19 protein-coding genes are annotated in these 20,188 nt (G+C 69.9%); 14 read left to right on the forward strand and 5 right to left on the reverse strand.

The features are described 5' to 3' along the window. The first annotated feature begins 68 nt into the window (after window positions 1-68). On the forward strand, window positions 69-1,388 hold the full coding sequence (rimO, locus tag ACWH43_RS12490; protein WP_158443727.1) for a 30S ribosomal protein S12 methylthiotransferase RimO: 1,320 nt from the start codon (window positions 69-71) through the stop codon (window positions 1,386-1,388). A 526-nt stretch (window positions 1,389-1,914) separates the two neighbouring features. On the opposite strand, the gene ACWH43_RS12495 is transcribed toward rimO, so the two are convergent. Beyond that, window positions 1,915-2,889 carry a quinone oxidoreductase family protein gene (locus ACWH43_RS12495; protein WP_158443728.1) on the reverse strand — a complete coding sequence of 325 codons (975 nt, stop codon included), beginning with the start codon at window positions 2,887-2,889 and terminating at the stop codon, window positions 1,915-1,917. 135 nt (window positions 2,890-3,024) lie between these two features. On the opposite strand from ACWH43_RS12495, the gene ACWH43_RS12500 reads away from it, so the two are divergent. Then, window positions 3,025-4,215, forward strand: a complete 1,191-nt coding sequence (locus ACWH43_RS12500; protein ID WP_158443729.1) for a UbiH/UbiF family hydroxylase — start codon at window positions 3,025-3,027, stop codon at window positions 4,213-4,215. A gap of 99 nt (window positions 4,216-4,314) precedes the next feature. On the opposite strand, the gene ACWH43_RS12505 is transcribed toward ACWH43_RS12500, so the two are convergent. From ACWH43_RS12505 to ACWH43_RS12515, 3 genes are all read right to left on the reverse strand, one after another. After that, on the reverse strand, window positions 4,315-5,436 hold the full coding sequence (locus ACWH43_RS12505) for a CaiB/BaiF CoA transferase family protein (protein WP_158443730.1): 1,122 nt from the start codon (window positions 5,434-5,436) through the stop codon (window positions 4,315-4,317). Window positions 5,437-5,445: 9 nt separating this feature from the next. Beyond that, window positions 5,446-6,417 carry an AEC family transporter gene (locus ACWH43_RS12510; protein WP_158443731.1) on the reverse strand — a complete coding sequence of 324 codons (972 nt, stop codon included), beginning with the start codon at window positions 6,415-6,417 and terminating at the stop codon, window positions 5,446-5,448. Window positions 6,418-6,509: 92 nt separating this feature from the next. Beyond that, a complete protein-coding gene (locus ACWH43_RS12515) occupies window positions 6,510-7,637 on the reverse strand; it encodes an acyltransferase family protein (protein WP_260348321.1) in 1,128 nt (375 codons plus the stop codon). A gap of 378 nt (window positions 7,638-8,015) precedes the next feature. On the opposite strand from ACWH43_RS12515, the gene hspQ reads away from it, so the two are divergent. Beyond that, entirely contained in the window at window positions 8,016-8,345 is a 330-nt protein-coding gene (gene hspQ, locus ACWH43_RS12520) for a heat shock protein HspQ (protein ID WP_158443733.1), read from the forward strand. 222 nt (window positions 8,346-8,567) lie between these two features. On the opposite strand, the gene ACWH43_RS12525 is transcribed toward hspQ, so the two are convergent. Next, window positions 8,568-9,347 carry an invasion associated locus B family protein gene (locus ACWH43_RS12525; RefSeq protein ID WP_158443734.1) on the reverse strand — a complete coding sequence of 260 codons (780 nt, stop codon included), beginning with the start codon at window positions 9,345-9,347 and terminating at the stop codon, window positions 8,568-8,570. Between the two features lie 263 nt (window positions 9,348-9,610). On the opposite strand from ACWH43_RS12525, the gene ACWH43_RS12530 reads away from it, so the two are divergent. From ACWH43_RS12530 to lexA, 11 genes are all read left to right on the forward strand, one after another. Then, a complete protein-coding gene (locus tag ACWH43_RS12530; protein WP_260348322.1) occupies window positions 9,611-11,455 on the forward strand; it encodes an extracellular solute-binding protein in 1,845 nt (614 codons plus the stop codon). A gap of 10 nt (window positions 11,456-11,465) precedes the next feature. Next, window positions 11,466-12,479, forward strand: coding sequence for an AMP-binding protein (locus tag ACWH43_RS12535; RefSeq protein WP_260348325.1), 1,014 nt, complete (start codon window positions 11,466-11,468; stop codon window positions 12,477-12,479). 89 nt (window positions 12,480-12,568) lie between these two features. Then, window positions 12,569-12,859: a hypothetical protein gene (locus ACWH43_RS12540; protein WP_158444784.1), complete on the forward strand. Its 291-nt coding sequence runs from the start codon at window positions 12,569-12,571 to the stop codon at window positions 12,857-12,859. A 110-nt stretch (window positions 12,860-12,969) separates the two neighbouring features. Continuing rightward, entirely contained in the window at window positions 12,970-13,260 is a 291-nt protein-coding gene (locus ACWH43_RS12545; RefSeq protein ID WP_158444785.1) for a YARHG domain-containing protein, read from the forward strand. A gap of 226 nt (window positions 13,261-13,486) precedes the next feature. Then, the gene (locus ACWH43_RS12550; RefSeq protein ID WP_158444786.1) at window positions 13,487-14,998 is read left to right on the forward strand and encodes an ATP-binding protein; all 1,512 of its coding nucleotides are present in this window, start codon (window positions 13,487-13,489) and stop codon (window positions 14,996-14,998) included. A 144-nt stretch (window positions 14,999-15,142) separates the two neighbouring features. Then, a complete protein-coding gene (locus ACWH43_RS12555) occupies window positions 15,143-15,760 on the forward strand; it encodes an anthranilate synthase component II (RefSeq protein WP_158444787.1) in 618 nt (205 codons plus the stop codon). Between the two features lie 15 nt (window positions 15,761-15,775). Beyond that, entirely contained in the window at window positions 15,776-16,789 is a 1,014-nt protein-coding gene (gene trpD, locus ACWH43_RS12560; RefSeq protein WP_448153488.1) for an anthranilate phosphoribosyltransferase, read from the forward strand. A gap of 11 nt (window positions 16,790-16,800) precedes the next feature. Continuing rightward, complete coding sequence (trpC, locus tag ACWH43_RS12565; RefSeq protein ID WP_158444789.1) at window positions 16,801-17,613, forward strand: indole-3-glycerol phosphate synthase TrpC; 813 nt, start codon at window positions 16,801-16,803, stop codon at window positions 17,611-17,613. Further along, the gene (gene moaC / locus ACWH43_RS12570) at window positions 17,610-18,095 is read left to right on the forward strand and encodes a cyclic pyranopterin monophosphate synthase MoaC (RefSeq protein WP_158444790.1); all 486 of its coding nucleotides are present in this window, start codon (window positions 17,610-17,612) and stop codon (window positions 18,093-18,095) included. The genes trpC and moaC overlap by 4 nt, the downstream gene beginning before the upstream one ends. A 52-nt stretch (window positions 18,096-18,147) precedes the next feature. After that, entirely contained in the window at window positions 18,148-19,359 is a 1,212-nt protein-coding gene (locus ACWH43_RS12575) for a molybdopterin molybdotransferase MoeA (RefSeq protein ID WP_158448336.1), read from the forward strand. A gap of 93 nt (window positions 19,360-19,452) precedes the next feature. Beyond that, the gene (lexA, locus tag ACWH43_RS12580; RefSeq protein ID WP_158444792.1) at window positions 19,453-20,163 is read left to right on the forward strand and encodes a transcriptional repressor LexA; all 711 of its coding nucleotides are present in this window, start codon (window positions 19,453-19,455) and stop codon (window positions 20,161-20,163) included. Window positions 20,164-20,188: the final 25 nt, after the last annotated feature.

Genomic DNA, 20,188 nt, shown 5'->3' on the forward strand with positions numbered 1-20,188 from the left:
AAGGAAGCGCCGCCTGCGCGTCGCGATGCGCCGGCGGCTCCCGACATATTGGACACAAGCATCAGCCGATGAACGCCGTCGCGCCGAAAATCTCCTTCGTCTCGCTGGGCTGCCCGAAAGCCCTCGTCGATTCCGAGCGGATCATCACCTCGCTGCGCTCCGAGGGCTACGAGCTCTCGAAGAGCCATTCCGGCGCCGATCTCGTCATCGTCAACACCTGCGGCTTCCTCGACAGCGCAAAGGCCGAATCGCTCGAGGCGATCGGCTCGGCCATGGCCGAGAACGGCAAGGTCATCGTCACCGGCTGCATGGGCGCCGAGCCGGAGCAGATCCGCGACGTCTTCCCGAACGTGCTCGCGATCACCGGCCCGCAAGCTTATGAGAGCGTCGTCTCGGCCGTGCATCAGGCCGTGCCGCCCAAGCACGACCCCTTCGTCGATCTCGTCCCCGACCAGGGCGTCAAGCTGACGCCGCGGCACTACGCCTATCTCAAGATTTCAGAGGGTTGCAACAATCGCTGCACCTTCTGCATCATCCCGAAGCTGCGCGGCGACCTGGTCTCTCGGCCGATCGGCGAGGTGCTGCGCGAGGCCGAGAAGCTGGCCAAGGCCGGCGTCAAGGAACTGCTGGTGATCTCGCAGGACACCAGCGCCTATGGCCTCGACATCAAATACGCGCCGTCCCTGTGGAAGGACCGCGAGATCCGCACCCGCTTCTTCGAGCTCGCCCGCGAGCTCGGCCAGATGGGGATGTGGGTCAGGCTGCACTATGTCTATCCCTACCCGCATGTCGACGAGGTCATCCCGCTGATGCAGGAGGGCGTCGTGCTGCCCTATCTCGACATCCCGTTCCAGCACGCCTCGCCGAGCGTCCTCAAGGCGATGCGCCGGCCGGCGCATCAGGACCGCACGCTCGACCGCATCCGCAAATGGCGCGAGATCTGCCCGGATCTCGCCATCCGCTCGACCTTCATCGTCGGCTTCCCCGGCGAGACCGAGGAAGACATGGACATCCTCGTCGACTGGCTGAAGGAAGCGAAGCTGGAGCGCGTCGGCTGCTTCAAATACGAGCCGGTCAAGGGCGCGCCCGCCAACGCGCTCGGCCTTGCCCTCGTCCCGGAGGAGGAGAAGGAGGCACGCTGGCACCGCTTCATGAAGACCCAGGCCGAGATTTCCGCCCGCATCGTCAAGGGCCGCGTCGGCAAGCGCATTCCTGTCATCATCGACGAGGCCGGGCCGAGCGTCGCGAAGGGCCGCTCGAAATGGGATGCGCCGGAGATCGACGGCAACGTCTATGTCGCGAGCCGCCGGCCGCTGCGCCCGGGCGACATCGTCACGGTCAAGATCGAGCGCGCCGACGCCTACGACCTGCACGGCGTCGCGGTCTGAGCACGATGGGGCCGGCTCGGGGCCGCAACGCCCTCAATCGAAGGCGCAGAGCCGGCGGACCGGCCGGCCGCCGCATGGCGCAGCCGCACCGGGCCCGGAATGCGCATCCGCTCCTGCAGGACCGGCATGCGGATGGCGGAGGCTGCGGGATCTTCCGTGCCCCGCTCCCGGAGCTGCTGTGCCAGCGCAACGCCGGAAAGACCTGACATACCGAGAAGAAAAATGACTGCCTGAAACCGGGTCGACATGACTGTCGTCCTGAAATGCGAGTCGGCGTTGCGCTGGCTCCCATTCGTCGCGGCGACATCGCCGCAGGTTCACGGCTTCGGCAAAATTGCGCCCCGCGCGGCAGGGCGCATCAGCGGGTCACCCCGGGCGAAGCCCTTGGGTCCGATCTTCGATCGGCCCAAGGATAAACTCCGCGCAGATCCGGGACCCATGGCTGAGCGCTTCCGAAGACGGTTCAGGCCTGGATCCCGGGTCAAGCCCGGGATGACCGCGTGGTTCCGCGCAGAATCGACCCGGCCTAGGGAATCAGCACCGTCGAGCCGGTCGTGCCGCGCGACTCCAGCGCGCGATGCGCCTCGGCGGCGTCCTTCAGCGGGAAGGTGGCGTTGACCGGCACCTTGATCTTGCCGGAGAGAACGGCGTCGAACAGGTTCTTCGCCATCGCGACCAGCGTTTCGCGCTTCGCGGTATGCGTCATCAGGGTCGGGCGCGTGACATAGAGCGAGCCCTTGGCCGAGAGGACGCCGAGATTGAAGGCCTCGACCGGGCCGGAGGCGTTGCCGAAGGAAACCATCAGGCCGAAGGGCTTCAGCGTGTCGAGCGACTTCATGAAGGTGTCCTTGCCGACGCCGTCATAGACCACGTCGCAGAGCGCCCCGCCGGTGATCTCCCTGACCCGCGCGACGAAATCCTCCTCGCGATAGTTGATGACATGGTCGGCGCGATGGGCCTTCGCCAGCTCGACTTTCTCTTTCGAACCGGCCGTGCCGATCACGGTGGCGCCCAGCGCCTTGCCCCATTGGCAGAGGATCAGGCCGGTGGCGCCGGCGGCGGCGTGGACCAGGATGGTGTCGCCCGGCTTCACCTTATGGGTCCGGTGCAGCAGGTATTCGGCGGTCAGGCCCTTCAGCATCATGCTGGCGGCGGCCTCGTAGGAGATGCCCTCCGGCAGCGCGACGGCGTTCGCCGCCGGCACGATGCGCTCCTCGGCATAGGCGCCGAGCCCCGAGACCACGGCGACACGGTCGCCGGCCTTGAACTCCGTCACCTTCGGCCCGACGGCGAGCACCTCGCCGGCGCTCTCGTTGCCGAGCGTGAAGGGCAGTTGCGGCGCGGGGTAGAGCCCCGAGCGGAAATAGGTGTCGATGAAGTTGAGGCCGATGGCGCGGTTGCGGATCAGGATCTCCCCCGGCCCGGGCTCAGGCAGCGCGACGTCCTCGAACACCAGCACGTCCGGCCCGCCGGTCTTGTGCGCGCGAATGGCTTTGACCATGGAATGCATCTCCCTCGATGAATGGCCCGAGCATAGTTCATCGCGCATGCAAGCAGCATCCTCGCGCAACGCAAGCCGCCCCTTGCGACTTTGCGGCCCGTGGCCAAAACGCCGCGCATCGGCTAGCGAGAAGACATGAGCACGCATGCCGACGAACCGCTCGATATCGCCGTCGTGGGCGCCGGCCCCGTCGGGCTCGCCGCGGCGCTGGCGCTGGCGACGGAAGGGCGCAGCGTCGCCCTTCTCGGCCCGCTGGCGACGCCCCGCGACGGACGCACCGTCGCCCTGCTCGACAGCTCCTGGCGCCTGCTCGCCGAGCTCGGCGTCCGGGACGCGCTCATGGACAAGGCGGCGCCGCTCGCCGTGATGCGGCTGGTCGACGACAGCGGCAGCCTGTTCCGCCAGCCCCCGGTCGAGTTCCGCGCCTCCGAGATCGGGCTCGACGCCTTCGGCTGGAACGTCGAGAACGCCGATCTGACCAAGGCTTTGGCCGCGGCCGCCGGGGCACGGCCGGGCCTGCGGCTGCTGCCCGGGCTCGTCCGCGCGATCGCCCCCGGAGACGGCGCGGTCGGGCTCTCCGGCGACGGCTTTGCGCCGTTCAGGGCGCGTCTCGTCATCGGCGCCGACGGGCGCAATTCGCAGGTCCGGGCCGCCGCCGGGATCGCGAGCCGCGACTGGCGCTATCCGCAGGTGGCGCTGACCGGCATCTTCGAGCACCGCCGCGACCATCGCGAGACCTCGACCGAATTCCACACCCGCAAGGGTCCCTGCACGCTCGTCCCCCTGCCCGGCCGGCGCTCCTCGCTGGTCTGGCTGCTCGATCCCGCGGCGGCGGAAGCCGTCGCGGCCCTAGACGATGCCGGCTTCGCCCGCAGGGTCGAGACGCAGGTGCAATCGCTGCTCGGCGCGATGCGCCTCGTTGGGGCGCGCGGGCGCATCCCGATGGGCGGGCTCTCGGTCGATCGCTTCGCCGCCGGCCGCATGGCGCTGATCGGCGAGGCCGCGCATGTCTTCCCGCCGATCGGCGCGCAGGGGCTCAATCTCGGCCTGCGCGACGTCGCGGCATTGCGCGATGCCGTGACCGGGAGCGACGATCCGGGCAGCGAGCGGGCGATGGCGGCCTATGACGCGGCGCGGCGCACCGATGTCCGGCTGCGGACCGGCGCGGTCGACGCGCTGAACCGCACGCTGCTGACCGGTCTTCTGCCCGCCGACCTGATGCGCGGCGCAGGGCTATTGGCGCTGTCGCGGATCGGGCCGCTGCGGCGCTTCGTGATGCGGCAGGGTTTGGCCGGCGGGGCCGAGACGCGCCGCAGCGCCGTCTAGATCATCGCGCGTCCTTTCGGACGCGGTAACGATGATCTATCCCATTGCTGGCGCATCGGATTTTTCCGAAAAGTGGATTCCACTTTTCGGTCCGATGCTCTAGCGCTCCTCCAGCACCGTTTTGGTATCGGCGCCGCTGGCCGCGACACGGCGCATGCCGGCCACCTGCGACCGGAACACCGGCGCCAATGGCAGGGGCGTCGAGACCAGCCTACGGCCGCCGGGCTCCTCGGCTTGCGCATCGAGCAGGCCGCGCGCCGTGACGTGGGAATCGGCCATCGCCTCTTCCAGCGTGCGTACGACGGTGCAGCAGCAATCCAGCGGTTCGAGCCTCGCGCGCCAATGCGCGGCGCTCTCGCCGGCGATGATCGCGGCGACCGCAGCCCGCGACGCCTCTGGGCGGCGGCGGTCGTCGCGGAAAGTCTCGTCGAGCCCGATGCCGTCGCAGAACGCCTGCCAGAACTTCGGCTCCAGCGCCCCCACCGCGAGGAACCAGCCATCGGCGGTGGCGTAGAGGCCGTAGCGCGGGCTCGCCCCCGTCAGCAGCCCCTCGCCGCCCTCGGGAAAGGAGCCGGTGGCCTGGCCCTGCGCCAGCCCGTACCAGGCGAAGGTCGGCATGGCGTCGGCCATGGCGATGTCGAGATGGCAGCCCTGCCCGCTGCGCCCGCGCTCCAGCAGCGCCAGCAGGATGTTGAGCACGGCCGGCATGGTGCCGCCGGCGATGTCCGCCACCAGCGGCGGCGGCAAGGGCGGCGGCGCCCCGCGCTGCAGCGACTGGCCGAGCAGGCCGCCGATCGCCTGGTAGTTGATGTCGTGCCCGGCCTCCTGCGCCCGCGGCCCGGCCTGGCCATAGCCGCTGATCGAGCAGTAGATCAGCCGCGGGTTGAGGCGCTTCAGCGCCGCGTAGCCGAAGCCGAGGCGCTCCATCACGCCGGGCCGGAACTGCTCGATCAGGATATCCGCCTTGGCGATCAGCGGGTTCAGCCGCTCCAGCGCATCGGGCGCCTTCAGGTCGATCTCGATGCTCTGCTTGCCGCGGTTGAGCACGGCGAAAGGCGCCGCCGTCTCGCCGAAGCGGGGCGGAAAGCCGCGCATGTCCTCCCCGCCCGGCCGCTCGACCTTGACGACGCGGGCGCCGGCCTCCGACAGGAACAGGCTCGCCAGAGGGCCCGGCAGCAGCGTCGAGAAGTCGAGGACGAGCAGGTCGTCAAGCGGCGGCATCGGCGGCCTCTAATGGAAGAGATCGGCCGCTATTCTGCCCGTCTTCACCAGCCACAGGAAGCCCGGCAGCGTGATCATCGAAACGATCGTGCCGACGAGGATGCAGGCCGAGGCGCGCTCCACCCCGACCCTGTACTGCGTCGAGATGACGAAGATGTTCAGCGCCGGCGGCAGCGCCGCCATGATGATCGCCGCATAGATCCAGTTCACCGGGATGCCGCCGATGGCCGAGAGCAGCATCCAGACCAGCAGCGGATGCAGCAGCAGCTTGATCCCGACCAGACCCGGCACCTCGCCCGGCATCGTCTTCATCGGCCGCAGCGCCACGGTGACGCCGAGCAGGAAGAGCGCGCAGGGCGCGGCCGCCTGCGACAGCCAGAGCACCATGCGGTCGAGCGCCAGCGGCAGTTCGAGCTTGAAATAGCTCGCCGCCACGCCGGCCAGCGTCGCGACGTTGAAGGGATGCGTCAGCACCCGCCAGATCACCTCGCGCGCGGTCGCCAGCGCGCTCTTCTTCTCGACGCCGGCCAGCGCCATCAGGAACGGCACCAGCGAGAACAGCAGGATGTTGTCGAAGACGAAGATCAGCACGACCGGGGCGCTGGCATCGGGCCCGAGCGCGGCCAGGATCAGCGGCGGCCCCATATAGCCGATATTGGAATAGGCGCCGGCGACGCCCTGCATCACCGCCTGCGGCATGTTGCCATGAGTGTGCTTGAGGCCGAGCGCGAAGGAGAGGCAGAAGGCGCAGAAGGTCGCCGTGGTGGTGCAGAGGATGAACTTCCAGTTGGCGAGCTCGCTCAGCGGCTTGTCGGCGATCAGCCGGTAGAACAGCGGCGGCAGCGCCACATAGATCAGGAAGAACTGCAGCCAGGCGAGCCCTTCCTCCGGCAATCGCCTGTAGCGGCCGATGACGAAGCCGAGCAGGATCAGCCCGAAGAAGGGCGCGACCAGATTGAAGATGCTGAGAAGGTCGGCCATCGCGAAACGTTCGGATCCTTGTGGGCGCCGGCCGGGACCGGGCGGCCCGTCGATGGCTGAATCGCCGCCCGGAGGCTAAATCCCGGCCGGGCTCAATTGGCAATCCCCGGATGCGGCCGCGCCCCATTCGCTGGAAGCAAGGCGCGCGCCCCGGCCCAGCCGCTCAGGGTGGCTTTCGTCCAGTCCTGGGCCGGGCGCTCCACGAAACGCCAGACCAGGGCGGACAGGAGGAGCAGCACGAGCGTCACCGCCGCGAGCAGGGCCGCCGGCGGCAGCGCGTCGCCCAGCCGGTTGAAGGCGACGTAACCGATATGCTGATGCAGCAGATAGAACGGATAGGTCAGCCCGCCGATTGCCAGCGTCACGCCCGAGGGAAGCGGCAGGCGCGGCAGCCGGATCGCAGCCGCCACGATCGCGATGACCGCGATCGTGGCGATAGCGGTGACGAGGTCGCTGTAATCGACGTGGTAGTTCGCCCTGTTCCAGTGCAGCAGGTCGAGGGACTGGTAGACCGCGACGGCGGCGGCGAGCGCCAGAAGGGCGAGGATGCGCCGCGTATAGCCGTCCCGGAACGCGGCATAGAGCAGGAGCCCGGCGCAGAAGAAGGCACTCTCGTCGGTCAGCAGCAGGTAGCGCAGGATCTTGCTGGAAAGGAAGGCGCGGTCGAGGACGGAGATCAGCAGCCAGAGAAGGACGATGGCCGGGTAGCGCTCGCGCCGGAAGGCTCCGAGCGCCATCAGCAGCACGACCCAGCCGTAGAAGACCGCTTCGTAGAAGATCGACCAGTAGGAACCGTCCATGGCCTTCTGGCCGAGCAGCTCGGGCTTGACGATCAGATTGGCCGCCCATTGCGCCAAGTCGGTCTGCAGGAACGGCGCGCCGAAGGCCAGCACCACCAGGAAGGTCGCCGTCATGCAGATCACGAAAGTCGGGTAGATCCGGGCGAAGCGGGCGATCGCGAACTGGACCGGCGTGCGCCCCTCGGCGGAATAGGCGATCACGAAGCCGCTGATCACGAAGAACAGCGGCACGCCGAGATAGCCGTATTTCAGCACGCTTTCGGCGGCCGGCAGCGACATCCGCGTATAGTCGATCGTCGCGCCGAGGAAGCCGAAATGGAACAGGGCGACCGACAGGGCCGCCACGAGCCGCAATCCATCGAGCGCCTCGAGGCGATGTCCGGGCAGGGAGACGTTCGGCTGGTTCATGGCTCTCGTCACGTTTCGGCACAGATCCTGGGCAATTCCGCCGGCGCAGCAAACCCCGCGCCATCGCAGGCCGCCGAAGCGACACCCGCCAGGGACAGTATCCCTAGGCATATTTTCTTTGAAAGCCTGATAAGCCTATATTCCTAGGTTTTCGATCCTCCCCCGCTCCGCCGATCCGAGCTCCCCGGCGGGTCGCGGGGCGCCTGTGCAGGCGATCCAGGCGGTCCCTGCCGACACCGCGATGCGATCGGGCGCGGAAGAACATGACGGAATGTGATGGGGATTCATCGCCCGGTCGGTTGATCTCGACGTATTTGCGACGCAATTCTTGCGCAAGGGCGGCGAGAACCGAGCCGGCTGCGTATCATGCCGGCGCAGCATGGAACTGTCATGGAAGCGCGTTCGGCCAAATTCCGCATCGGGCAAGTGGTCAAGCACCGCATCTACCCGTTTCGCGGCGTGATCTTCGACGTCGATCCGGTCTTCTCCAATACCGAAGAGTGGTGGGAGGCGATCCCGGAGAACATGCGGCCGTCGAAGGACCAGCCCTTCTACCACCTCTTCGCCGAGAACGAGGAGACGGAATACGTCGCCTATGTCTCCGAGCAGAATCTCGTCGTCGACGAATCCGGCGCGCCGATCCGGCATCCGCGGGCGCGGGAATTCTTCCGCCGCGACCGCAAGGGGCAGTACCGGATCGACCGCGCCGAGCTGAACTGAGACGGCAGCCGCCGGACGGCGCCGCTTTTTCGCGGAACCGCGCCGCCAGCCCGGACCAGAGGGCCAGCCCGGCACAACGCGCGGCCGCATGCAGGAGGCTCCGCGCTTCGGCGAATCCGCCTCGGCCCAGCCCTCCCCTCGCCGGCAGGCCGGCAATCCCGGCTCATGACGAAAAAGGCCGGCCCCGCAGGGCCGGCCTTTCGATTCGTGCCGGAGGCCCGATCAGGGCTTCGGCGGCGTCGCCGGGGCCGGGGCGGCGCCCGGAGCCGGCGCAGCCGCGCCGGGAGCGGGCGCATCGCCGGCGCCGAGGCGCTTGCGCAGCTCTTCCTGCCGCTTGGCGACCTCGTCCTGCAGCTTCTTCTGCTGCTCCTCGAGCACCTTCGGATCGATCGGCGCGCCGTCGAAGCCCTTGGCGAAATCGGCGAGCGGGATCTGGAAGGTCACCTCGCGGGCGCCCTGGTTCTGGACGCTGACGTTGAGATTCGTGCCCTTCTTCATCGCGTTGATGAAGTCGTCCTTGACCTGCGCCTCGGCGAAGCAGCCGTTCGGGAAGCAGATCGCGTAGCGGCCGCCGGTCGGCTGGGCGCTGTCGACACCGAAGCGGATGCCCGGCTGGAGCAGCAGGCCGAGCGGCATCAGGAAGCGCACGATCTTGTTCGGATCGCCCTTCACGTCATAGATCGCGACGGCCAGCACCGGCTGGTCCTGATCCGAGACGAAGTCGCGGGTGGTGTAGCAGATTTCCTTGTTGGCGGCCTGGTCCTTGCCGCAGACCTTGGTCCAGCTCGTCTGCTCGGGATTGGACTTGACCTGGACGACGGTCGGGCCGGTCGGCGCGGCGGCTCCGGGCTGGGCGGGAGCCGCCGGCTGCTGGGCCGGGGCGGCGGGGCGCGCCGGCGCCGGCCGCTGAGCCTGGGCGAAGGCCGCTACGGGCGAGAAGCCCACGGCCGCGCTGAGCGCGAACGCCAGGACGGACGATGACAGGCGAAACGAAGCGGGCATTCCTTGTTTTTCCTCACAGGCGAATTCGGGATCACGACTTCGCAAGCCGCGTGCGTCACCGCCGGCGGCCCAATCGCATGACCATGCCGGCCACCGCAGACCGTGCACATCAAGGGCGATTGAGGCGTTTGAATGACACCCGCTCACGCCTTTAGCGAGTTCGGCCGGCATATTCCAGCCCGAATAACTGCCTGACCGGCCTGTCACCATGCTATTCTTCCGGCAGGGAATCAGGTTGCGCGATGGATTTGCCTCGATTGACCGTGACGCCATCGCGTCGCGAATTCGGTTTGCTGTTCACCCTGTTCCCGTTCGCCGTCGCGGCGGGAGGGAAGGCGCATGCCGATTCGGCTTCCGCCTCCGCGAATCCGGCGGAGCACGCCATCGCCATGCATGGCCGCCCGGCGCTGCCGCCGGGCTTCGACCACCTGCCCTATGCCGACCCCAAGGCCCCGAAGGGCGGGCGCATCGTCTTCGGCGTCCAGGGCACCTTCGACAGCCTCAACCCGCTGGTCGTGCTCGGCGTCGCGCCGGACGCCGTGCCGAAATACGTCCAGCAGAGCCTGCTCTACCGCTCCGCCGACGAGCCCTTCACCGCCTATGGCCTGCTCGCCTCGCGGGTCGAGCTCGACCCCGACCGGACGAGGCTCGCCTTCGAGATCGATGCGCGCGCGACTTTCTCCGACGGCCGGCCCGTTACGGGCGAGGACGTGCTCTTCACCGTCGAAATGCTGAAGACGAAGGGCAAGCCGTTTCATCGCTCCAGCCTCGCCGGCATCACCCGGGCCTCCTCATCTTCGCCGCGGCGCGTCGAGTTCGAACTCGGCGACGGCGGCAACCGCGAATTGCCGCTGGTGATCGGCTCCCTGCCGATCTTCGCCAGGCATGCGACCGACGCCGAGACCTTCGGCGAGACCAGCTTCAGGCCGGCGCTCGGCTCGGGGCCCTATGCCGTCAACGAAGTCAGGCCCGGCGAATCGCTGATCCTGAAGCGGCGCAGGGATTTCTGGGCCGAAGGGCTGCCGTTGATGCGCGGGCTCTTCAACGCCGACGAGATCCGCTACGATTTCTACCGGGACTCCAACGCGCTGTTCGAGGCGTTCAAGGCCGGGCTCTGCGATGTCCGGCTCGAGAGCGATCCGACCCGCTGGATGACCGGCTACGACATCCCCGCAGTGCATCAGGGGCGCATCGTCCGCGAGACGCTGCATTTCGACACGCCCAAGGGCATGACCGGCCTCGTCTTCAACACCCGCCGCCCGGTCTTCGCCGATATCCGGGTGCGCGAGGCGCTGGGGCTGCTGTTCGATTTCGAATGGGTCAACCGCAACCTGTTCCACGGCGTCTACCGGCGGGCCGGCAGCTTCTTCTCGGATTCGGAGCTGTCGGCGCTGGGCGTGCCGGCCGATGCGCGCGAAAAGGCGCTGCTCGCGCCCTTCCCCGGCGCCGTGCGCGAGGACGTCCTGAGCGGAGCCTGGCACCCCTCCGAGACGGATGGCTCGGGCCGCGACCGCGAGCAGGCGCGCAAGGCGCTCGACCTGCTCAACGCCGCCGGCTTCACGCTGCGCGACGGCACGCTGCGCGACGGCGGGGGCGAGCCCTTCACCTTCGAGATCACGGTGACGAACCGCCCGCAGGAGCGGCTGGCGCTGAACTATGCGCAGTCGCTCGGCCGGCTCGGCATCGCCGCCCAGGTGCGGCTGATCGACGACGTGCAGTACTGGCGGCGGCTCTCCGCCTTCGATTTCGACATGGTCCAGTGGACCTGGCCGGCTTCGGCCTCTCCCGGCAACGAGCAGATCGGCCGCTGGGGTTCGGCCAATGCCGGGCGCAAGGGCGCGCTCAACTATGCCGGGGTGGCGTCGCCGGCCGTCGACGCCGTGCTCCAGGCCTTGCTGAAGGCGCGCGAGCGCGAGGATTTCGTCGCCGCCGTGCGCACGCTCGACCGGCTGCTGATCTCCGGCTTCTACGTGGTGCCGCTCTACTACCTGCCCGACACCTGGTTCGCCCATGCCCGCGATGTCGTGCTGGCGGGGCGGCAGCCGGCCTATTTCCTGTCGAACGAGACGCTGGCGCGCCTCCCGGCCGCGCCGGACGCGGCGAATTGAGGGGGCGGCGATGCGGGTTGGACAGGACGACGCCTCCGCCCTGCTCGACGGCCTCGACCTCGACGCCCTGCTCGGGGCGCTGACCCGCGGACGCGGCTACGAGACGGCGCTGCGCGACCCGCCGGGGCGGCGCGGCTGGAGCGACGTCAACCCCGCTTCGTTGACCTTCCAGCAGCTCGACCAGCGCATCGACCGGCTGGCACGGCTTCTCTCGATCAACAAGGGCCAGCCCGGGGCGAGCGTCGCGATCATGGCGCCGCTCGGGCCGGAATCCATCGTCGCCATGCTGGCCAGCCTGCGTGCCGGGCTGTCGCCGCTAATGCTGCCGCTGCACGGCAACGAGCTCGAATTGCTGCGGCTGGTCGAGGCCTCGGGGGCGGTGATGGCGCTCGGCGTCAGCCGGATCGGGCCGCTGCGCCCGCTGCTGATCCTGCGCAACCTGGCGCTGCGCGCCTTCAGCACCCGCTTCGTCGGCGGCTTCGGCCCGGAGGTCCCGGACGGAGTCGCCCCGCTCGACGCGCTGATGGCGCAGGCCGCGCCGCATCCGCTGCCGACCCTGCCGGCGCGGCCGGCGATCCAGGTGGCCGATGCCGCGACGATGTCCGGCCCGCTGCCGCTGTCCGAGCGCGACATCCTCGCCAAGGCGCTGGAGCTGTCGCGGCTGCTGAAGCCCGTGACCTCCTCGCGCATCGTCACGACCCTGGTCGGCGGCGACCTCGCGGCCCTGGCGAGCGGTCCCGGCATGGCGATGCTGGCGGGCATCGAGCTCCTGCCGCTCGGCCTGTTCAATCTCGGCGACCTGCAGGCCTGCATCGAGGGCGGACGCGACGTCCATCTCGTCCTGCCCGGCGAAATGGAGCCGGCGCTCGCCCATTCGCGGCTGGCCGACCATCCCGCGCTGGCCAGCGTCGTCTTCGTCAGGCGGGCCGGCGAGCGCGCCTGCCCGACCCTCGGCCGGCCCGATCTCGCGATCGTGGACGTCGAGGCCCGATCGGCGGTCGCGATCGCGGTCGCCCGGCGCTAGGGATCCTGGCGGCGCCCTGCGCCACCGCATCGGAACCGCGCCCGTTCCGATGCGTTGATCTGGCCGGGCGCGCCAATGGAGAGTTCGCCATGCTCATCGCCGGCCTCGTTTCCCTCTCCCTCTCCTCCGGGCTGCTCGTCCCCGTCGCCGAGGGGCCGCCGCGCTTCGACATCGCGGCGACCTGCCGCGATGTCGGCAGGGCCGGAGACGGCGTCGGCGGAACGGTCGCGGCCTGCCGGGCCGACGAGGAAAAGGCGCGCGATTCCCTTGCGGCGAAATGGTCGAGCTATCCCGTCGCGAAGCGCAACAGTTGCGTCGCGGGCGCCAGGCTCGGCGGCCCGCCGAGCTATGTCCAGGTCATCACCTGCCTCGAGATGTGACGGCGGCTTCGGCCGGGGTCCTTCACGCGGCGGGGCCACGCAGGCCGGGCTTGCGCCGCCGGCCGGGCTTCGCCACAACAGCGCGGCCCACCCCGCTGAAAGGAGATGACATGCGCCCCCGCGCCTCGTTCGGCCCGGTTCTGGCCGGGGCCGCCCTGCTGACGGCCCTCTTGTCGACGCCGGCCCCGGCCCAGTCCGAGCGCTGCGCCGGCCTCTGGACCTCCCGCAACGAGATCTACAAGGCGCGGGGCTACTGCTTCCGCACGCAGCGCGCCATCGCCGCCTTCGGCAATGCCGGCTGCCAGTACGACGAGATCGAGGACGTGCCGCTTTCGGCCCATGACCGCCGGGTCATCGCCGACATCGTCCGGCAGGAGCGCGCCCTGCGCTGCCCGCGCTGACAGGCAGGAGGCGGCGATTGCCTGTGGAAGGCAGCCCTGCCCCGCGCCCGGCGGGCGCAAGGCCATGCTAGATCGTCGCGCGTCCTTCCGGACGCGATAACGATGATCTATCTCATTGCTGGGGCATCGGATTTTTCCGAAAAGCGGATTCCACTTTTCGGCCCGATGCTCTAGAAGCCCCCGCCGCGCCCTCGGGCGCGCTCAAACGAGACAATTCACGACCGGCATGACGACAGCGATCGAGATGGGAACGACACGGACCGGCGAACCCGGCCTGCTCGATCTCCCCGAACTGCTGGCGACGCGGCTGCTCGTGCAGGGCAATTCCGGCTCCGGCAAGTCGCATCTGCTGCGCCGCCTGCTGGAGCAGAGCGCGCCGCTGGTGCAGCAGGCCGTGATCGACCCGGAGGGCGACTTCGTCTCGCTTGCCGACCAGTTCGGCCATGTCGTGGTCGACGCCGAATGCGGCGAGGCCGAATTGCAGCGCGTGGCGCTGCGCGTGCGCCAGCACCGCGTCTCGGTGGTGCTGAACCTCGAAAACCTCGAAGCCGACGAGCAGTTGCGCGCCACCGCCGCCTTCCTCGGCGGGCTCTTCGACGTCGACCGCTCACTCTGGTTCCCGATGCTGATCGTCGTCGACGAGGCCCAGCTCTTCGCCCCCGTGATGGCGGGCGAGGCCTCCGACGAGGCGCGCCGGCTCTCGCTCGGCGCCATGACCAATCTGATGTGCCGCGGCCGCAAGCGCGGGCTCGCCGGCGTCATCGCGACGCAGCGCCTCGCCAAGCTCGCCAAGAACGTCGCGGCGGAGGCCTCCAACTTCCTGATGGGCCGCACCTTCCTCGACATCGACATGCAGCGCGCCGCCGATTTGCTCGGCATGGACCGGCGCCAGGCGGAGATGTTCCGCGACCTCGAACGCGGCCAGTTCGTGGCGCTCGGCCCCGCTCTGTCGAAGCGGCCGCTGCCGCTCCGGATCGGCGCCGTCTCCTCGGTGGACCGCGGCGGCGCCCCCGGCCTGATGCCGCTGCCCGAGCAGGCGCCGGAAGAGGCCGGCAAGCTGATCTTCACGCCCGGCGAGGACGAGCCGCCGCCGCTGGCCCGTCCGGCGCGCCCCGCGCCGCGCCCGCGCCCCGACCCGACCGAGGTGCTGCGCCGGATCGAGACCTACCGCCCTGCCCCGCTGCCGGAGCCCGAGCCGGAGATCGAGCTGGAGCCGGAAGAGCGCGAGGCGATCATGACCGAGATCCTGCGCGAGCTGATGGCCGATCCCGAGGCGCAGTCGCGGCAGATCGCGGTACTCTACCAGGACTTCACCGTGCGCTGCCGGATGCGCCGGCTCGGCCGCACGCATCTGAGCCTGGAGGAATTCCGCCGCCGGCTCGCCGTGGCGCGCGCCGGGGTCAGCGACAGCATCGCCGCGAGCGAAGGCTGGCAGGCCGCCGTCGCGGCGTCGGGCGCCTTGCCGGAGGATCTGCAGGGCCTGTTCCTGTTCATCGCCCGCACCGCGATCGAGGGCGGCTCCTGCCCGAGCGACGCGGAGCTGGCGCGGGTCTATGGCAGCCATTCGCCGAGCCGGGCGCGGCGGCTCCTCGGCTATATCGAGGAGCGCGGGCTGATCGTCTGCCATGTCGATTTCCGCGGCCAGCGCACGCTCGCCCTGCCGGCGCTCGGCGTCGAGACCGCACCCGGGCTGGCCCAGCCGCGCACGGCCGGCATGCCGCGCAGCGCGCGGGGCTAGGCAAAGAACCTCCGCCGCCATTCCGGGCTCTGCCCTGCGGGCCGCCCGGAAAGACGGAAGCGGCTCCTGCGCGTGGCCCCGTCGAAACTTGACCACCCCGCCCCCGAGCGTGCATGACCTCAAGCCGCATACACGGGTCCGGCCATGCGCGTTCTGTTGATCGACAACTACGACAGCTTCACCTGGAACCTGGTCCACCTTATCGGCGGGCTGGGAGCGGAGGTCGATGTCTGGCGCAACGACGCGCTCACGGTCGAGCAGGCGCTCGCCGGCGAGCACGACGCCATCGTGCTCTCGCCCGGGCCCTGCACCCCCGACGAAGCCGGAATCTGCCTCGATCTCGTCGGGCGGGGCGCGGGCGTGAAGCCGATCTTCGGCGTCTGCCTCGGCCTGCAGGCGATGGGCCAGGCCTTCGGCGGGAAGGTCGTGCGCTGCCCGGTGCCGATGCATGGCAAGGTCTCGCCGATCCGCCACCAGGCGCGCGGGATGTTCCGCGGCATCAACGGCCCGTTTCAAGCGACGCGCTATCACTCCCTCGTCGTCGAGCGCGAATCCTGCCCGCCGGTCTTCGCCATCGAGGCCGACACCGATGACGGCCTGATCATGGCCCTCTCGCACCGGGAGCTGCCGGTCCAGGGCGTCCAGTTCCATCCGGAAAGCATCGCTTCCGAGCATGGCGCGACGATCCTGCGGAATTTCCTCGATCTCGCGGAGCGATGGCAGAGCGAACGCGACGCCGCCGCCCTGACCCCTTCAGCCTGATTCCGCAGAGTTATCATGGACGATTTCAAACCCTTCATCGCCAAGGTGGCGACCGGCGCGACGCTCTCCCGCGACGAAGCGCGCGACGCCTTCGACACCATCCTTTCGGGCGAGGTGACGAACGCGCAATCCGCCGCCTTCCTGATGGCGCTGCGCGTCCGCGGCGAGACCGTCGACGAGATCGCCGGCGCGGTCGGCGCCATGCGCGGCAAGATGCTCACCGTCAAGGCGCCGCCGGAGGCGATCGACATCGTCGGCACCGGCGGCGATTCCTCCGGCTCCTACAACGTCTCGACGCTGGCCTCGATCATCACCGCGGCCTGCGGCGTGCCGGTCGCCAAGCACGGCAACCGCGCCGCCTCCTCGCGCTCGGGCGCGGCCGACGTGCTGACCGCGCTCGGCGTCAAGGTCGGGCTCGACGCCGCCGGCACCGAGCGCTGCATCCGGGAGGCCGGCGTCGGCTTCATGTTCGCACCGGCGCATCACGCCTCGATGCGCCATGTCGCGCCGGTGCGCACCGAACTCGGCACGCGCACCATCTTCAACCTGCTCGGCCCGCTCTCCAATCCGGCCGGCGTCAAGCGCCAGCTCATCGGCGCCTTCTCCGAGACCTGGCTGGAGCCGATGGTCAAGGTGCTCGCCTCGCTGGGTTCCACCCGCGTCTGGGCGGTGCACGGCTCGGACGGGCTCGACGAGATCACCACCACCGGCCCGACCCGCGTCGTCTCGCTGGAGAACGGCAGGATCGAGAGCTTCGCGATCGACCCCGCCAATGTCGGGCTCGGCCTGGCCAGGCCGGAAGAGCTGCGCGGCGGCACGCCGGACGAGAACGCCGCCGCCTTGAACGCGGCGCTCTCGGGTGAGAAAACCGCCTTCCGCGACATCGCCGCCTTCAACGCCGCCGCGGGGCTGCTGGTCGCCGGCAAGGCGGGCGACCTGAAGGACGGCTTCGCCCAGGCGACCGCCGCCCTCGATTCCGGCAAGGCCAAGGCGGTGCTGGCGAAGCTGATCGCCGTCTCGAACGCCTGAGGAGATGGGTCGTGACCGACATTCTCGCCAGGATCGAAGCCTATAAGCGGCAGGAGATCGCCGCCGCCAAGGCGGCGGTGCCGCAAGCCGAGATCGAGAAGCGCGCCGGCGCGGCGGCCCGGCCGCGCGGCTTCGCCGACGCGCTCGCTCGCAAGATCGCGGCGGGCGAGCCGGCGCTCATCGCCGAGATCAAGAAGGCGAGCCCGTCCAAGGGCCTGATCCGGGCCGATTTCGATCCGCCGGCGCTCGCCCGCGCCTATGCGGCGGGCGGCGCGGCCTGCCTCTCGGTGCTGACCGACGCGCCCTCCTTCCAGGGCCGCCCGGATTTCCTGACGGCCGCGCGCGAGGCCTCCGGCCTGCCGGCGCTGCGCAAGGATTTCCTCTACGACCCCTATCAGGTCTACGAGGCCCGCTCCTGGGGCGCCGACTGCATCCTGATCATCATGGCCGGCGTCGACGACGCCACCGCCCGGGCGCTCAACGACACCGCGCGCGCCCTAGGCATGGACGTGCTGGTCGAGGTGCACGACGACGCCGAGCTCGACCGGGCGCTCGCCCTCGAAAGCCGGCTGCTCGGCATCAACAACCGCGACCTGCGCAGCTTCCATGTCGATCTCGCCGTGACCGAGCGGCTGGCGCCGCGCGTGCCGCGCGACCGCATCGTCATCGGCGAGAGCGGCATCTTCAGCCATGCCGACGTCCAGCGCCTCAGCAAGGCCGGGGTGAACGGCTTCCTCGTCGGCGAGAGCCTGATGCGGCAGGATGACGTCGCCGCCGCGACGCGGGCCCTGCTCACCGGCGCGGCGCGCGAGAGCGCGGCGTGAGCCGGCTCAGCCATCTCGACGCGCAGGGCCAGGCGCATATGGTCGATGTCGGCGGCAAGGCCGAGACGGCCCGCCTCGCCATCGCCGAGGGCAGCGTGGTGATGGCGCCGGAGACGGTCGCGATCGTCCGCGACGGCAACGCCAAGAAGGGCGACGTGCTCGGCACCGCGCGGCTCGCCGGCATCATGGCGGCCAAGCGCACCCATGAGCTGATCCCGCTCTGCCACCCGCTGCTGCTCGGCAAGATCGCCGTCGATCTGGCCCTGGACGAGGCCCTGCCCGGCGTGCGCGTGCGCGCCGAGGTCAGAATGAAGGGCCAGACCGGCGTCGAGATGGAGGCGCTGACCGCCGTCTCGGTCGCCTGCCTCACCGTCTACGACATGGTCAAGGCGGTCGACCGGGCGATGCGGATCGAGAATATCCGCCTGCTGCACAAGTCCGGCGGACAATCCGGCGACTACGACGCCGGCGCGGCGGGCTGAGGCCCGGCGCGCCTTCCGGCAACCCAGACGCGATCGTCAAAGGCATCCCGACATGGCCCTCACCCCGGTTCCCGTCGCGCTCAAGGCCCTGCTCGACAGCGTTCCGGGACCGACCGGCAGCGAGACCCTGCCGCTGGCGCGCTGCGCCTGGCGGGTGCTCGCCGCCGATCTCGCCGCGCTTAGGACCCAGCCGCCCTTCGCCAACTCCGCCATGGACGGCTACGCCGTCCGCGCCGGCGACATGGCAGCCGGCCGGCAACTGCGCGTCATCGGGGAATCGGCGGCCGGGCGGCGCTTCCGGGGCGGCATCGGCCCGGGCGAGGCCGTGCGCATCTTCACCGGCGCGCCGATGCCGGAGGGGGCCGACACCATCCTCATCCAGGAGAATGCCGAGGGCGTCGGCGGCGAGACGATCACGGTGCGCGTGCCGGCCGCCAAGGGCCAGTTCCTGCGGCCGGCCGGGCTCGATTTCAGCGAGGGCGACGTGCCGCTGGCGGCCGGACGCGTGCTCGACAGCGCCGCCCTCGGGCTCGCCGCCGCCATGGGCTATCCGGAGCTGCGGGTACGCCGCAAGCCGCGCGTCGCGATCCTCGCCACCGGCGACGAGCTGGTGACGCCGGGCCAGCCGACCGGGCCGGACCAGATCGTCGCCTCGAACTCCTTCTCGCTGCTGGCGCTGGTCGAGAAGGCCGGCGGCGAAGCCCTCGATCTCGGCATCGCCCGCGACGACCATGACGACCTCGCCGCCCGGATCGCCGCCGCGCGGGCGGCGGAGGCGGATGTCCTGATCACGCTGGGCGGCGCCTCGGTCGGCGACCACGACCTCGTGCAGGAGGCCCTGACGCGGGCCGGGATGAGCCTCGGCTTCTGGAAGATCGCGATGCGCCCCGGCAAGCCGATGATGACCGGGCGGCTCGGGCGCATGGTCGTGCTCGGCCTGCCGGGCAATCCCGTCTCCTCGATCGTCTGCGGCCATCTCTTCGTGCTGCCGCTGATCGAAGCCCTGCTCGGCATGCCCGAGCCCGACCGCAGTCGCGCCATCCCCGCGATTCTCGGAAAAGATATGCCGGCTAATGACGAGCGCGAGGACTATGTCCGCTCCGATCTCGCCCTGACTCCGGCGGGATGGGTCGCGACGCCGTTCGACAAGCAGGATTCCGCGATGCTCGGTACCCTCGCCCGGGCCAGGGCCCTGACGATCCGGCCGGCCCATTCGGAGCCGGCTAAGAAAGGCGAAGCCTGCCGGGTGCTGCGCCTGCGCTAGCGGCTCCTTGCGGAACACAAAGCGAACAGCTATAGTGTTCTGGCTTTGTTTCGAATCTGCACCGAACCGCCTTGGGGAGCGCCGGCGACGATCATGCTGACACGCAAGCAACACGAACTCCTGCGCTTCATCCAGGAACGCTTGCGCGAGAGCGGCGTGCCTCCTTCCTTCGACGAGATGAAGGATGCGCTCGACCTGCGCTCGAAATCCGGCATTCACCGCTTGATCATGGCTCTGGAGGAGCGCGGCTTCATCCGCCGCCTGCCCAACCGCGCACGGGCGCTCGAGGTCATCAAGATGCCGGAAGGGCTCGCCGGCCCGCAGCCGCGGCGCTTCAACCCCGCCGTCGTGCAGGGCGGCCTCGGCGCGCAGCCGAACCTTGCCAAGCCCCGCCCTGCCCCGGCCGAGGAGGATGCCCGGGCGCCGGTCTCGATCCCGGTGATGGGCCGCATCGCCGCCGGCACGCCGATCTCGGCGATCCAGAGCCGCAGCCACACGGTTTCGCTGCCGCCCGACATGCTGGGCTCGGGCGAGCATTACGCGCTGGAGGTGCGGGGCGATTCGATGGTCGAAGCCGGGATCCTCGACGGCGACACCGTCGTCATCCGCCGGCAGGACACCGCCAATACCGGCGACATCATCGTCGCCCTGATCGACGACGAGGAGGCGACGCTGAAGCGCCTGCGCCGGCGCGGCTCCTCGATCGCGCTCGAAGCCGCCAACCCGGCCTACGAGACCCGCGTCCTCGGCCCCGACCGCGTCAAGATCCAGGGCCGCCTCGTCAACCTGCTGCGGCGCTACTGAGCCGCCTATCGACCGGCGGGTCCTG

The sequence above is a fragment of the Allobosea minatitlanensis genome, from assembly GCF_964020775.1.